Source organism: Kribbella sp. NPDC048915, from assembly GCF_040649595.1.
Lineage (GTDB): Bacteria > Actinomycetota > Actinomycetes > Propionibacteriales > Kribbellaceae > Kribbella.
On the sequence record NZ_JBEZFT010000007.1, the window covers coordinates 98,357 to 111,508 of the forward strand.

Sequence of the window (13,152 nt, forward strand, 5' to 3'; positions counted from 1 at the left end):
CGTCGTACTCGCCGGCCGGCTTGGCCTGCAGCAGGCATCAGCCGCCGACCTCGAGCAATTGATCTACCGCTACTACACCGACAAGGACTCGCTCGAGTTCATTCTCGACGGCGGTGACGTCGCCCGCGAGGTGCGCTTCCTGGCCGAGCGGGCCGTGCGGCTCCGGGCCAGTGATCGTTTCGCCACGACGTCCCCATCACGATCGATCAGCACGGAGGCGACGGCTGTGCGCCGGCCCGATCGGTCGACTCCCCGCGAACGAAGCTGATCCACCCCCTCCCGCCCCGCTGGGGTCAGCCGGTGGTGATGAGGAGGATGCCGGCTACTACGACGGCTGCGGCGGCGGCTCGCTTCGGGCCGAAGCGTTCGTGGAAGAAGATCGCGCCGATGATCGCGCCGAAGATGATGCTGGTTTCGCGGAGGGCGGCAATGGTGGCGAGGGTGCCTCGGGTCTGGGCCCAGAGGACGAGGCCGTACGCCACCATCGAGACGACGCCGCCCGCGAGTCCGGAAAGTATCGCGGGGCGGGGCAGAACGAAGGTCCGCGGCCCGCGCCACGCCAGCACCGCGAGCGGGACCACGAACCCTTGCAGCATGAACACCCAGCCCATGTACGTGGCCACCGGCATCTTGTGGACCGCGAGTCCGTCGACCACGGTGTACGACGCGATCATCAGGCCGGTGCCGAGCGCCGCGAGCAGCGCCGGTGCCTGCCCGCGGCCCGGTCGGCCGATGAACACCAGCGCGATCAGTCCGGCCGAGACGAGGAGGACGCCGGCCAACTCGACCACGGCCAGACTTTGGTGCAGTACGGCGATGGACACGACGGCCACGACCCACGGCGACGTACCTCGGGCCAACGGGTACATCTGACTGAACTGTCCCAACTGGTACGACGCCAGCAGACCACCCAAATACGCCAGGTGCAGGATCGCGGACGCGATGATGTAGCCCCAGGTGCCGTCGGGCGGCAGCCCCATGAACAGTACGGCGACCAGCCCGATCACCCCGGCCGCCAACTCGAACAGCGCCAACCCGACGACACGATCCGGTGCGCCGTGCGCCATCGCGTTCCACGTGGCATGCAGAATCGCCGCGCCCAGCACGACCAGGATCACCAGCACCCGACCACCCTCTCATCGCCCGCGGGCGCAGTCAGGTGGATTAGCCACCAGGTGGATCAGAGCAAGCCGAAGTCTCGAAGACTCTCGGCGGTCTGCACGATCGTGGTCTCGACATCCCGCGGTTGCCAGCCGAGTACGGTGCGTGCGCGCTCGTTGTGGATGATCGGCCGCGGCCTCTCCGGCCCGGGTGCCTCTTCGATCGGCGTCGCCGCTCCGAGCCGAGCGCGCAGAATCCCTGCGAGCTCGAGGAAACTGAGCGACGGACCGTTGGCCACGGCAAGGAAACGGTTGCCTGCGGCATCGGGTGACGCCATCGCGCGAACGTGCAGGTCGGCCACGTCACGGACGTCGACGACACCGAACCGAGCCCGCGGTACCACGGACATCGACCCGTCGAGCATCGCCTTGATCAGCTCCGTCGACGACCGCAGCTCGGCAACGAGCGTCGGCCCGAAGATCGCGGTCGGATTGACGGTCACGAGTTCCGTCGACGCATCCTGCAGGAAATCCCACGCGGCGCGTTCGGCGATCGCCTTCGACCGTGGGTACGGCGCGAGCCCGGGCGTATCCGGATCCGTCCAGTCCGCCTCGGTGAACTCGGCCGAGTCCTTCGGCGTGTACCCGACCGCGGCGAACGACGACGTCAGGAGCACCCGCCGTACGCCGGCGTCGCGCGCCGCCCGCAGGACACGCAACGTCCCCTCCCGCGCCGGCACGATCAGCTCATCGGGATCCTCCGGCTGGACGGCGGGGATCGGCGACGCGACGTGATGCACTTCTTCGCACCCGTCGACCGCGGCCTTCCACCCGTCGTCGGACATCAGGTCCGCCGCGCAGATCTCCAGCCTGGTGTCGTCCGCGTCGCCGCCACGGACCGCGGCCCGCAGTTCCGCGGAGCGTGTGGTCGAGCGCACCGTCGTACGGACGTCTCGACCGTCGCGCAGGAGTCGCGCGATCAGGTGCGACGCGAGGTAACCGGACCCGCCGGTCACCAGTACCGGGCTCATCGGGCCACCTCCAGCTTCGGCACGACTTCCATCACCTGACGGGTCGCCTCGGCCTCGGCGGCTTCGTCGCCGCGGTCGCGGGCGTCCCAGAGTTCGGCCTTCCGGCGCAGGTAGGCCAGACGCACCTGCTGGGCGGCGATGTCGGCCTCAATGCGCTCCGCGTGCCGCAGCAGCAGGTCGCGCTGCTCGGCCGCGGCTTCCCGTCCGCGGGCGCGGTTGGCGAGGTACGTCCGCATGTCCTCGATGCCGACGCCGACCGCGCGCAGGCAGGCCAGCGCCTCGAGGGTGTCGATGTCGGCACTGCGGTACCGGCGGTGGCCGCTGGTCTCGTCGCGGCTGATCGGACCGACCAGGCCGACGTCCTCGTAGTACCGCAGCGTGGGCTCGCTCAGCCCGCTCCGCCGCGACACCTCTTGAATGGTGAAGCTCGTCATGTCCACGAGGCTCACACACTTCAAGCGCTTGAGGTCAAGCCGCGCTCACTGGGTAACTTTTCGTCACTCAGCGCACATTTCTTTCCCAGCGACCTGCGGAGGGCCCGGGCGACCGGCGCCCGGGCCCTCGTGCGGTGTCAGAACATCAGCGCGCGGGCCGGGTCCTCGAGGATGCTCGCCACGTCGGCGAGGAAGGTGGAACCCTTCTCGCCGTCGATCAGGCGGTGGTCGAAGGACAGCGCGAGCGTGGTGATCCAGCGCGGCACGATCTCGTCGTCCACCACCCACGGCTGCTTGCGGATCGCACCGACGGCGAGGATCGCGGCCTCGCCCGGGTTGATGATCGGCGTCCCGGCGTCGACGCCGAACACGCCGACGTTGGTGATCGTGAACGAACCGCCGGCCTGGTCCGCCGGTTGGGTCTTGCCCTCGCGGGCGGTGGCGACCAGGTCGTTGAGCGCCTTGCACAGCTCCGGCAGCGTCATCGCGTCGGCGTTCTTGATGTTCGGAACGATCAGCCCGCGCGGGGTGGCCGCGGCGATGCCGAGGTTGACCGCGCCCTTGTACACGATCTCCTGCGCCTGCTCGTCCCAGGCCGCGTTGACGATCGGCGTACGGCGGGCCGCCAGCGTGACCGCCTTCGCGACGATCAGCAACGGCGAGACCTTCAGCTCCCGGAACGCCTTGTCACCCTTGAGCCGTTCGACGAGCTCCATCGTGGCGCTGGCGTCGACGGTGATCCATTCGGTCACGTGCGGAGCGGTGAACGCGCTGGCCACCATCGCCTGCGCCATCATCTTCTGCACGCCCTTCACCGGTACGCGCGTGTCCTCGCGACCGCTGATCACGGGGGCCGGCTCGGACGCCGGGACCGCCGGCGCGGGGGCTGGTTGTACCTGGGCGGTCTGCGCCTGGGTTGCGTACGCCTCGACGTCCGCCCGGGTGATCACACCACCCGGACCGGTCGGGGGAATTGCGGTCAGGTCGATGCCGAGATCCTTGGCCAGCTTCCGGACCGGCGGCTTGGCCAGCACATGCACCGACCCGTTGCCGCCAGCAACTGGCATCGGGCCGGCCGCCGGAACGGGAGCGGGTGCCGCCACCGGTGCGGAAGCAGCCGGGGCCGGAGCAACAGGAGTCGGAGCAGCAGGAGTCGGAGCAGCGGGAGTCGGAGCAGCAGGGGCCGCGGTGGGTGCCGGGGCGGCAGCCGGCGCAGGGCCAGTGCCGCCCGGCGACGTTTTGCGCTGCCGGCGCTTGGCCTCGGTCGTCTTCGGCCCGTACCCGACGAGCACCGCCGTACGACCGGACCCTTCCGGCTCCGGCACCGACGGCACCATGTCATCGGCAAGAGCCTCAGCCGCTTCGGATGCCTCGACGGATTCGGTCTGCACGGAGATGATCGGCGTACCGACCGGCGCCGTCTCACCTTCGGGCACCAGCAACTCGGTGACCACGCCGGCGAACGGCACCGGCAACTCGACCAGCGACTTCGCGGTCTCGATCTCGACGATCGTGTCGTTGAGCTTCACGGTGTCGCCGGGCTTGACCTTCCAGCTGACGATCTCGGCCTCGACCAGACCTTCACCGACGTCGGGAAGCCGGAACTGCTGAATGCCCATCAGTACTCCATCACCCGGTCGACGCCGTCCAGCACGCGGTCGAGGTCGGGCAGGTAGTCGTCCTCCATCCGCGACGGCGGGTACGGCATGTCGTACCCGGTCACCCGAAGTACCGGGGCCTCGAGGTGGTAGAAGCACTCCTCGGTCACCCGCGCCGCGAGCTCCGAGCCCGGCCCGAACGAGAACGGCGCCTCGTGCACGACCAGCGCGCGCCGGGTCTTCTGCACCGAGGCGAAGACCGTCGGCAGGTCGAACGGCGAAATCGTCCGCAGGTCGACGACCTCGAGGTTGCGGCCGTCCTCGACCGCGGCCTCGGCCGCCTGTAGGCAAGTCTTCACCATCGGGCCGTAGCACAGCAGCGTCGCGTCGGTGCCCTCGCGCACGACCTTCGCCTGGTGCAGCGGCAGCGCCGGCGGGACGGACTCGTCCAACTCGGCCTTCTCGTGGTAGCGCCGCTTCGGCTCGAAGAACACCACCGGGTCGTCGGAGGAGATCGCCTGCTGGATCATCCAGTACGCGTCGACCGGGTCGCCGCAGGACACCACCTTCAGGCCCGGGACATGCGCGAACAGCGTCTCCGGCGACTCCGAATGGTGCTCGACCGCGCCGATGCCACCGCCGTACGGGATCCGGATCACGACCGCCATCGTGATCTTGCCCATCGAGCGATAGTGCATCTTCGCGACCTGGTTGATGATCTGGTCGTACGCCGGGAACACGAAGCCGTCGAACTGGATCTCGCAGACCGGGCGGTACCCGCGCAACGCGAGGCCGACCGCGGTGCCGATGATGCCGGACTCGGCCAGCGGGGTGTCGATCACCCGGTCCTCACCGAAGTCCTTCTGCAGACCCTCGGTCACCCGGAAGACACCGCCGAGCTTGCCGATGTCCTCGCCCATCACGACGACCTTCGGGTCCTTCTCCATCGCGGCGCGTAGCCCGGCGTTGATGGCCTTGCCGAGAGTGATCTTGGTCATCGCTCAGCCCTCACCTTCGAACGACGCGGCGTACGCGGCGAACTGGTCGCGCTGCTCGGCGAGCTGCGGTGTCTCGTCGACGTACACGTTCTTGAAGAAGTCCGTGAGTACCGGGTCGGGCAGCGCGAGGCAGCCGGCCCGCAGTTCGGCGGCGACCTTGTCGGCCTCGGCGTCGACCTCGTCGAAGAAGTCCCGGTCGAGTCCGGCGGACCGGGTCAGGTAGGCCTGCACGCGGGCGATCGGATCCTTGAGCTTCCAGTGCTCGAGGTCCTCGCTCAGCCGGTACTTCGTCGGGTCGTCGGAGGTGGTGTGCGCGCCCATCCGGTACGTGTACGCCTCGATCAGCGTCGGACCGCTGCCCTCGCGGGCGCGCTTCAGTGCCTGCTGCGTGACGGCGTACGTCGCGAGCACGTCGTTGCCGTCGACGCGGACGCCGGGGAAGCCGAAGCCGGCCGCGCGCTGGTACAGCGGGATCCGGGTCTGCCGGTCGATCGGCTCCGAGATGGCCCACTGGTTGTTCTGGCAGAAGAACACCACCGGCGCGTTGAAGACGGAGGCCCAGATGAACGCCTCGTTGACGTCACCCTGGCTGCTCGCGCCGTCACCGAAGTACGCGATCGTGGCCTCGCCGTTGTCCGGGTCGCCGACCGCGTGGTCGCGCTGCTGACCCATCGCGTACCCGGTCGCGTGCAGCGTCTGGGCGCCGATGACGATCGTGTACAGATGGAAGTTGTTCTCCTTGGGGTCCCACGCACCCTGGTCGACGCCGCGGAACAGGCCGAGCAGGTTCAGCGGGTTCACGCCCTGGCACCACGCGACGCCGTGCTCGCGGTAGGTCGGGAAGACCATGTCCTTCTTGTTCAGCGCCCGGCCGGAGCCGATCTGGGCGGCCTCCTGGCCGAGCAGCGACGCCCAGAGGCCGAGTTCACCCTGGCGCTGCAGGGCGGTCGCCTCGGCGTCGATCCGGCGGACCAGGACCATGTCCCGGTAGAAACCCTTGATCGCCTCGTCGTCCAGGTCGAACGAGTAGTCCGCATGCTCGACGCGCTCACCCTCAGGCGTCAGCAGCTGGACGAACTCGACCTCGTCGGAGGCCCGGGGCGGACTGACGGGCGCCTCGTGGGGCGCGAAGACTTCCGGGGCAGGGCCCGGCACCGACTCACTCACATGCACTCCTCGGGTTCGAGCGCGGGATCGCCGCGACCGCAACGTTGCACGAGGGCCGGCCCGTTGCGCCGGGTGAGGCTTCGCAGGCAGGTCCGCGTGATTCCAGGGGTTGATGCACTGTTGGCAGTGGACCTCCTCACTGGTCTCACCACCATCTTGCCGGACACCGTACCGACCAGGTGCCTGATCCGCTAACTGTCTGGACTCCGGCAGGTACGCCGGTACCGGAATCGGTCTCACGATGAGACGCCAGTCCATCCACTGGTCCGGTCCGTACGCTCATGTTACAGAGCTTCGCGTGATCCGACAGCGAGTGTCACAACTTGGTTGCGACCCGCTGCGATCGGCCGGCGAGCCTGGCCGAAGGGGCGACCCCAGCGCGCGTGACTGGCAGGAAACGGCGGTTCGTCGGCCGGATTTCGCTTGCGCGGGATGATCCGGCCACCGTAGCGTCAGGATCGTTCTTGCAAGACACCCCTGACAATTCGAGGAGCCGCGCGATGGCCGTTTCCGCTCCGGCCGACGTGGCCGACGCCGGCTCGCGGACGGCGTCGGGCGCCATGATCTGGACCGCACTCGCGGTCGTGTACGTCGTCTGGGGGTCGACGTACCTCGCGATCCGCGTCGTGGTGGACGCGGACATCCCGCCGATGCTCGGGATGTCGGCCCGCTTCCTCACCGCCGCGGTCCTGATGGCAACAGCACTGGCTCTCAAGTCCGGCTGGCGGCGGTTGCGGATCACCCGTCGCGAAGCGATCGGCGCGGCTACGGTGGGTGTCCTACTGCTTGCCCTCGGCAACGGAGCGGTGGCCGTCGCGGAGCAGACCGTACCGTCCGGGCTCGCCGCGCTACTGGTCGCGGCGATCCCGTTGTGGCTGATGCTGCTCCGGGTCGGCGGCGGCGAACGGCCGCGGGCGATGACCTGGGTCGGCGTACTGATCGGGTTCGGCGGGGCGGCGCTGCTCGCGTTGTCGGGTGGCAACACGAGCGCGAAGCCGTTGTCGGTCGCGATCCTCGTCGGCGGCACGATCTGCTGGGCGATCGGTTCGCGGTACGCACCCCGGCTCGGCCTGCCGCGCGATCCCCTGGTCACCGCGCTGTACGAGATGGTCTTCGGCGGTACGGCGATGGTGCTGATCGGCGTACTGCGGGGCGAGGCCGGGCGGGTGCACCTGCAGCAGATCGACTCGAGCGGTTGGATCGGACTCGCGTACCTGGTGGTGTTCGGGTCGCTGCTCGCGTACACGGCGTACTCGTACCTGCTGGCGAACGCGCCGATCTCGCTGGTCGGGACCTATGCGTACGTGAACCCGGCGGTGGCGGTGTTCCTCGGGTGGCTGATCCTGCACGAGAGCCTGACCTGGCAGATCCTGCTCGGCGGCGCGGTGATCATCGTCGGCGTCGCGCTCGTGGTAACCGCGGAACGCCGGCGGCGGTAGCGCCCCGCCGTACCGCTGATCTCATCCAAGCCGCGCGGAGACAAGGAAAGACCCGGGCCCGCGAGGACCCGGGTCTCCCACCGCTGCCGATGCGCGCGGCAGCGGGTCTGGCCGCCGGTCGCACCCTGCCCCGAAAAAACACGGCGCGATACTCCGGCAATGGTTCCAACATATTCCGACGAATCGTGCTATTGCCAATTCGGCAGCCACCGAGCCCACCGAAACAATCACCGCGATTCACCGGGTATCCGTCACCCGCGCTGACTCAACGAGGTACCCACATCTCGGTTACGGGTCGTTATGTCTCAACTTCCACTCACTCTCCCGACAGTGCCGTTACCGGCAAGTTGGCTGGTCAGAGGCTGGATTCGCTGCGCCGTCAGGGAAACTCACCGGTAGTCGGCGACATGTTCGGTGCTGTCGGAATAGCTGACAAAAAAGTTTGTAACCGCCTCCGCCAGGTGTCGTTACCACTAAGACGAATCCGTCAAAACCCGAAAGGAAACCTGGCATAATGCAGGTAACTCGCAAGATCGTCGCCGCCGCGGCTGTGGCGACCGTTGCCACCCTCGGCCTGGCCACCGTCGTGAGCGCGAACGTGCTCGACGACGCCCAGAAGAAGGCCCAGGGCACCGGCCTGGCCGACGCGGCGTCCGTGGTCAGCAAGGGCTACGGCCAGCACTGGGCGTGGGTCAAGAAGGACGGCGCTCTGGTTGCGATCGACGACAACAACGTCGGCCCGTTCCAGGCCTGCCACAACTTCGGCTCGGGCACCGGCATCGGCGGTAACGTCCCGGTGGACGACGTCGTCGGCATCATCGGCTGGGGCAACGACGGCAACAGCGTGACCGCCGTCAAGACCTGCGAGCAGGACAGCGAGCAGAACAACCGCAAGTGGGTCAAGGCCGACAGCAACGGGCTGGTCTCGGTCAGCAACAACAACGTCGGCCCGTGGCAGGCCTGCCACAACGAGATCTCCGCGACCGGCATCGGCGGCAACGTCCCGCTGACGAACCTGTCGGGCATCCTGGGCCTGGACAACGACGGCAACTCCGTCGACACGCTCAAGACCTGCGAGCAGGAGTCCGAGCAGAACAACTGACCCTCCCTGGTCAGTGATGCAGGACCCGAAAGAGTCACCTCGGTGGGGTGACTGATTCGGAGCACCACCCAGTAACACCGCAACACCCGCAACACCGCGGCGCCGGGAGCAAGCCTCACTCCTCCCGGCGCCGCTTCTTTATGCCCCCACCCACGCGGCCCCGCCGACTCACCGCAGTCACCGACTCACAACAGTCACCAAGGTCACCGCCGTCACCCACTCACCACAGTCGCCAGCGTCGCCGCAATCACCCACTCACCACAGTCGCCAGCGTCGCCGCAATCACCCACTCACCACAGCCCCCACTCGGCGCAGGCCCCCCAACTCACCGCAGCCGCCCGGCAGGCCCGTTCACACACCCGCACACACCACTCACACCGGCGCACCCCGGCGCACTGCCTCTCCTCGCCACGTTCCGAGTCCGGATCCGGGTAAGTTCCCGGGGGCTTGAACAAGATCCGGTGGGAACGCACAGGCAATAGCCTGTCCAAACCCCCCGCGCGGGGTCCACACCCACAACAACCGGCACGACGCCACACCGCCTACCCAGACGAGCAACAGCCAGACCGGTCCGATCGCACCGCCGGGCCGATCTGATCGCACCGCACGCCCAGCCGATCAGACCCCGGCGCGTACCCAGCCCGAATCCCGGTCAGTCCCCGAGGGCTTGAACAAGATCCGGTGGGAACGCACAGGCAATAACCTGTCCAAACCCCCCGCACACAGTCCACACCCACGACGACCGGCGGCTGGTTTGTCAGAGGGTTCGGAGGTCGGTGCAGGTGCCGTTGGGGAGGGGTTTGCCGAGGAGGGACCAGATGCCGGTGGCGGCGGCTTCGGGGGTGGTGAGGGCGCCGGTGCGGTGGAGGTCGTGGAAGCGAGACACGGCGGGGAAGTCGGATTCGGGGGTGGCGCGGATCGCGGACTGCATGGCGGTGTCGACGACGCCGGGGGCGACAGCGATGACGCGGCAGCCGCCGGCGGGTTGTTCTTGGCCGACGGTGCGGACCCAGTGTTCGAGGGCCGCCTTGCCGGCGTTGTACGACGACCACCCGGCGTACGCGGTGGTCGCGGCGCCGGACGACAGCATGATCAGGTGCCGCTCGCAGGTGAGCTGCGCCGACGCCCGGAGGAACGCGGCGCCGAGGACCTGGGGTGCGGCCGAGTTCAGCAGCACCGCCCGGGTGTAGGCGTCCGGGTCGGCGCCGGCTGCCGGTCCGATCGGGTTGATCGTGCCGGCGTTGTGGATGAAGACGACCCGTTCACCGTCGTACGCCGACAGCTCGGCGGTGAAATGTTCCGCGACGCGGGCCCAGTCGGCCGGATCCGCGAGATCGGCCCGGAAGTGTTCCGTCGTACCGCCGCGCCGGGAGATGTCGACCACCCGGGCCGGGAACGGGACCGACGCCGCCAGCGCCGCGCCGATCCCTGCCGATGCCCCGGAAATCCAGACCAGCCCGCTCACCGGCGACCCGCTCCCGCTGCGCCGATAATCATCGGTTCCAGGTGCGGGCGACGTCGAGGAAGAGGTTGTTGGCCTCGGGTTCGCCGATGGTGATGCGGATGCCTTCGCCGGGGAAGGGGCGGACCGAGACGCCTTCGGCTTGGACGGCTTCGGCGAACTTCATCGTGTCGTCGCCCAGCTCGAGCCAGACGAAATTGGTCTCGGTTTCCGGGACGTCCCAGCCGGCCTCGCGCAATGCGCCGACGACCCGCTCGCGCTCCACCACGAGCGCGTCCACCCGCTCCATCAGCTCGTCCTCGAAACCGAGCGACGCGATCGCCGCCGCCTGGGCCACGTGGCTGACGCCGAACGGCAGCGCGCACTTGCGGATCGCGGCCACGATCTCCGGGTGGCCGATCGCGTACCCGACCCGGAAGCCGGCCAGCCCGTACGCCTTCGAGAAGGTCCGCAGTACGACGACGTTCGGCCGCTCGCGGTACAGGTCGACGCCGTCCACGATGTCATCTGCGCGGACGAACTCGCGGTACGCCTCGTCGATCACGACGAGTACCGAGGACGGTACGGCGTCGAGGAACGCGACCAGTTCGTCCCGCCGTACCACCGGGCCGGTCGGGTTGTTCGGCGTACAGACCAGCACGACCTTGGTGCGGTCGGTGATCGCGGCCTCCATCGCCTTGAAGTCGTGGCGGGCGTCAGCGGTCAGCGGGACCTGGACCGAGGTGGCGCCGGTCAGCTGCACCGCGATCGGGTACGCCTCGAACGAGCGCCACGCGTAGACGACCTCGTCGCCGTCGGCGACCGTCGCCTGGAGCAGGTGGTAGAGCAGCGCGACTGAGCCGGTGCCGACCGCGAGGTCGCTCACCGGGACGTCGAACCGCGCCGACAGCGCCTCGAGCAGGTCGACCGCGCCCATGTCCGGGTAGCGGTTCATCTGCGCGGCGGCTGCGGTCGCGGCCTCGAGTACGCCGGGCAGCGGCGGGTACGGGTTCTCGTTGCTCGACAGCTTGTACGTCGGCCGGCCGTCCGTGCGCGCCGGCGGACGGCCCGGCTTGTAAGCCGGAACGTCGTCCAGGCAGGCGCGAAAGCGAACCTCGATGTCAGGGGTCATGCCCGCAGGTTAGTCCTTACCGAACCGCAGAACCACCCTGCCCGGAGCGACCTGCCGCGAGGGTTTGACTCCGGGTACGACGAGCCTCAAACTGACTGATTGTCGGACAATCAGGGGATCTGGCGATCAGGTCTCAACAGTCGTGGGAGGGTGTCATGGGGCAGCCGCTGGAATGGGGTCGTCGGTACTTGATGGTTCGGCCGGACCACTTCCGGATCGACTACGTGATCAACCCCTACATGTCGACCCAGGACCAGCCGGACCCGGCGCTGGCGCTGAAGCAGTGGGAGTCGCTGCGGCAGGCGATCGTGGACGCCGGCGGCGAGGTCGAGGTGCTCGAGCAGCGCGCGGATTCGCCGGACATGGTGTACGCGATGAACCTCGGGCTGGCCACCGCGGACGGGCGCGCGATGCTCTCGCACATGCGGTTCGAGCCGCGCCGGAAGGAGTCGCTGAGCGCCGCCGAGTGGTTCACCGAGCACGGGTTCCGGCTCGACCGGACCGGCGGCGAGGGGGTCGGCCCGCATTTCGAGTCCGGGGACGCGTTCGTGTTCGGTGACAGCCTGGTCGTCGGGTACGGACCGCGGACCGAGGTCGAGGCGCTCAAACAGCTGGCCACCGAGTGGAACATTCGGGTCCGCGGGCTGCGGATCGCGCACGAGGGGATGTACCACCTCGACCTGCCGTTCTGCCCGGTCGACAGCACGCACGCGATGATCTACCCGCCGGCGTTCGACGTCACCAGCCAGGCTGAGCTGTCCGGGATCGTGCCGGAGCCGATCGTGCTCACCGACGAGGAGGCGTTCGCGTTCTGCGGGAACTCGATCGTGGTCGGCGAGACGATCATCATGCCGGCCTGCTCGCCGCGACTGGAGGCGCTCTTCGCCGGCCTCGGGCTGCGCGTGGTCGTCCTGGACCTGTCCGAGTTCCACAAGGGCGGCGGCTCGGCGCGCTGCCTGACCAACCCGCTCGACTTCCCGCTTGCCCCGATCACCACTCCGGGCGGCGAACTCCACCTACCAGCCTGAGCTCCGGCCGGTGCCGGTCCGTCGGGAACACCCTCGGACCGGCAGCCGAGCTACTTGCCGGTCTTCCAGATGATGTCGAGTTTCTCCGGGTCGAAGCCGTAGCCCTGCATCCACTTCAGCGCCTCGGTCCTGCCCCGGTCGCTGTAGACCTCGATCACGATCGAGATCGCCACCGGGTTCTTCGGGTCGGACTTGGACTTGGTGTACGTCGCCTGGAAGCCGGGGCCGATGTACGGGAGCTGGGCGAGGATCGGGTACTTGTTCTGCAGCCGCTGCTGGGTCTCGGCGAAGTTCTTACCGGCCTCTTCCTCGAGCTTCTGCTCCTGCTCGGGGTTCTGCTTCGTCCACTGCCGGCCCTCTTCGCTGTTCGCGTAGAGGTACATCTTGTAGCTCAGCCGGTCGCTGCCCGCGGTGAACTTCTTCGTGTACGTCTCGAAGCCGCGCCGCGAGCCGACCAGGGTGTGCTCGCCTTCCTTGATCTTGACCTCGCCGTTCGCCGGGATCTCGTGACCGTCCAAGGTCAGCGTGAGGTCGTTCGGGATCGATTCGACGGTCAGCGTGGTCTCCGCGGTGCGGTTGAGCAGCGCGGCCCCGCCGATCATCACCAGCAGGACCACCAGCACGACGCCGCCGATCGTGAAGAGTCGCCGGTTCTCGTACAGCATCAGATGCTCCTGTCCAT

13 protein-coding genes are annotated in these 13,152 nt (G+C 68.4%); 4 read left to right on the forward strand and 9 right to left on the reverse strand.

What is annotated here, in order from left to right; all coding sequences use genetic code 11:
- The first annotated feature begins 58 nt into the window (after nt 1-58).
- Nucleotides 59-268 (forward strand): hypothetical protein, encoded by a 210-nt coding sequence (locus AB0B82_RS06415; protein WP_360163305.1) that lies wholly within the window; start codon nt 59-61, stop codon nt 266-268.
- A gap of 25 nt (nt 269-293) precedes the next feature.
- Here the strand turns inward: AB0B82_RS06415 and AB0B82_RS06420 are convergent, their stop codons facing one another.
- From AB0B82_RS06420 to pdhA, 6 genes are all read right to left on the reverse strand, one after another.
- Nucleotides 294-1,124: a DMT family transporter gene (locus tag AB0B82_RS06420; protein WP_360163307.1), complete on the reverse strand. Its 831-nt coding sequence runs from the start codon at nt 1,122-1,124 to the stop codon at nt 294-296.
- A gap of 56 nt (nt 1,125-1,180) precedes the next feature.
- Nucleotides 1,181-2,131, reverse strand: coding sequence for an aldehyde reductase (locus AB0B82_RS06425; RefSeq protein WP_360163309.1), 951 nt, complete (start codon nt 2,129-2,131; stop codon nt 1,181-1,183).
- Complete coding sequence (locus AB0B82_RS06430) at nt 2,128-2,565, reverse strand: MerR family transcriptional regulator (RefSeq protein WP_360163311.1); 438 nt, start codon at nt 2,563-2,565, stop codon at nt 2,128-2,130. Before AB0B82_RS06430 ends, AB0B82_RS06425 begins: the two co-directional genes overlap by 4 nt.
- A 137-nt stretch (nt 2,566-2,702) precedes the next feature.
- Nucleotides 2,703-4,184 carry a dihydrolipoamide acetyltransferase family protein gene (locus AB0B82_RS06435; RefSeq protein WP_360163313.1) on the reverse strand — a complete coding sequence of 494 codons (1,482 nt, stop codon included), beginning with the start codon at nt 4,182-4,184 and terminating at the stop codon, nt 2,703-2,705.
- Nucleotides 4,184-5,161 carry an alpha-ketoacid dehydrogenase subunit beta gene (locus tag AB0B82_RS06440; RefSeq protein ID WP_360163315.1) on the reverse strand — a complete coding sequence of 326 codons (978 nt, stop codon included), beginning with the start codon at nt 5,159-5,161 and terminating at the stop codon, nt 4,184-4,186. The genes AB0B82_RS06435 and AB0B82_RS06440 overlap by 1 nt, the downstream gene beginning before the upstream one ends.
- Before the next feature lie 3 nt (nt 5,162-5,164).
- Nucleotides 5,165-6,229, reverse strand: a complete 1,065-nt coding sequence (pdhA, locus tag AB0B82_RS06445) for a pyruvate dehydrogenase (acetyl-transferring) E1 component subunit alpha (RefSeq protein WP_360163381.1) — start codon at nt 6,227-6,229, stop codon at nt 5,165-5,167.
- A gap of 599 nt (nt 6,230-6,828) precedes the next feature.
- Between pdhA and AB0B82_RS06450 the strand changes: the two genes are divergently transcribed.
- Together AB0B82_RS06450 and AB0B82_RS06455 are read left to right on the forward strand one after the other, a co-directional pair.
- A complete protein-coding gene (locus AB0B82_RS06450; RefSeq protein ID WP_360163317.1) occupies nt 6,829-7,767 on the forward strand; it encodes an EamA family transporter in 939 nt (312 codons plus the stop codon).
- Between the two features lie 514 nt (nt 7,768-8,281).
- Nucleotides 8,282-8,869, forward strand: a complete 588-nt coding sequence (locus AB0B82_RS06455; RefSeq protein WP_360163319.1) for a hypothetical protein — start codon at nt 8,282-8,284, stop codon at nt 8,867-8,869.
- Between the two features lie 757 nt (nt 8,870-9,626).
- Here the strand turns inward: AB0B82_RS06455 and AB0B82_RS06460 are convergent.
- Both AB0B82_RS06460 and hisC read right to left on the reverse strand, forming a co-directional pair.
- Nucleotides 9,627-10,334 carry an SDR family NAD(P)-dependent oxidoreductase gene (locus AB0B82_RS06460; RefSeq protein WP_360163321.1) on the reverse strand — a complete coding sequence of 236 codons (708 nt, stop codon included), beginning with the start codon at nt 10,332-10,334 and terminating at the stop codon, nt 9,627-9,629.
- 28 nt (nt 10,335-10,362) lie between these two features.
- Nucleotides 10,363-11,442 carry a histidinol-phosphate transaminase gene (gene hisC, locus AB0B82_RS06465; protein ID WP_360163323.1) on the reverse strand — a complete coding sequence of 360 codons (1,080 nt, stop codon included), beginning with the start codon at nt 11,440-11,442 and terminating at the stop codon, nt 10,363-10,365.
- A 155-nt stretch (nt 11,443-11,597) separates the two neighbouring features.
- On the opposite strand from hisC, the gene AB0B82_RS06470 reads away from it, so the two are divergent.
- Nucleotides 11,598-12,470 (forward strand): arginine deiminase family protein, encoded by an 873-nt coding sequence (locus tag AB0B82_RS06470; RefSeq protein ID WP_360163325.1) that lies wholly within the window; start codon nt 11,598-11,600, stop codon nt 12,468-12,470.
- 50 nt (nt 12,471-12,520) lie between these two features.
- On the opposite strand, the gene AB0B82_RS06475 is transcribed toward AB0B82_RS06470, so the two are convergent.
- Nucleotides 12,521-13,135 (reverse strand): S-layer protein, encoded by a 615-nt coding sequence (locus AB0B82_RS06475; RefSeq protein WP_360163327.1) that lies wholly within the window; start codon nt 13,133-13,135, stop codon nt 12,521-12,523.
- Between the last annotated feature and the right edge of the window lie 17 nt (nt 13,136-13,152).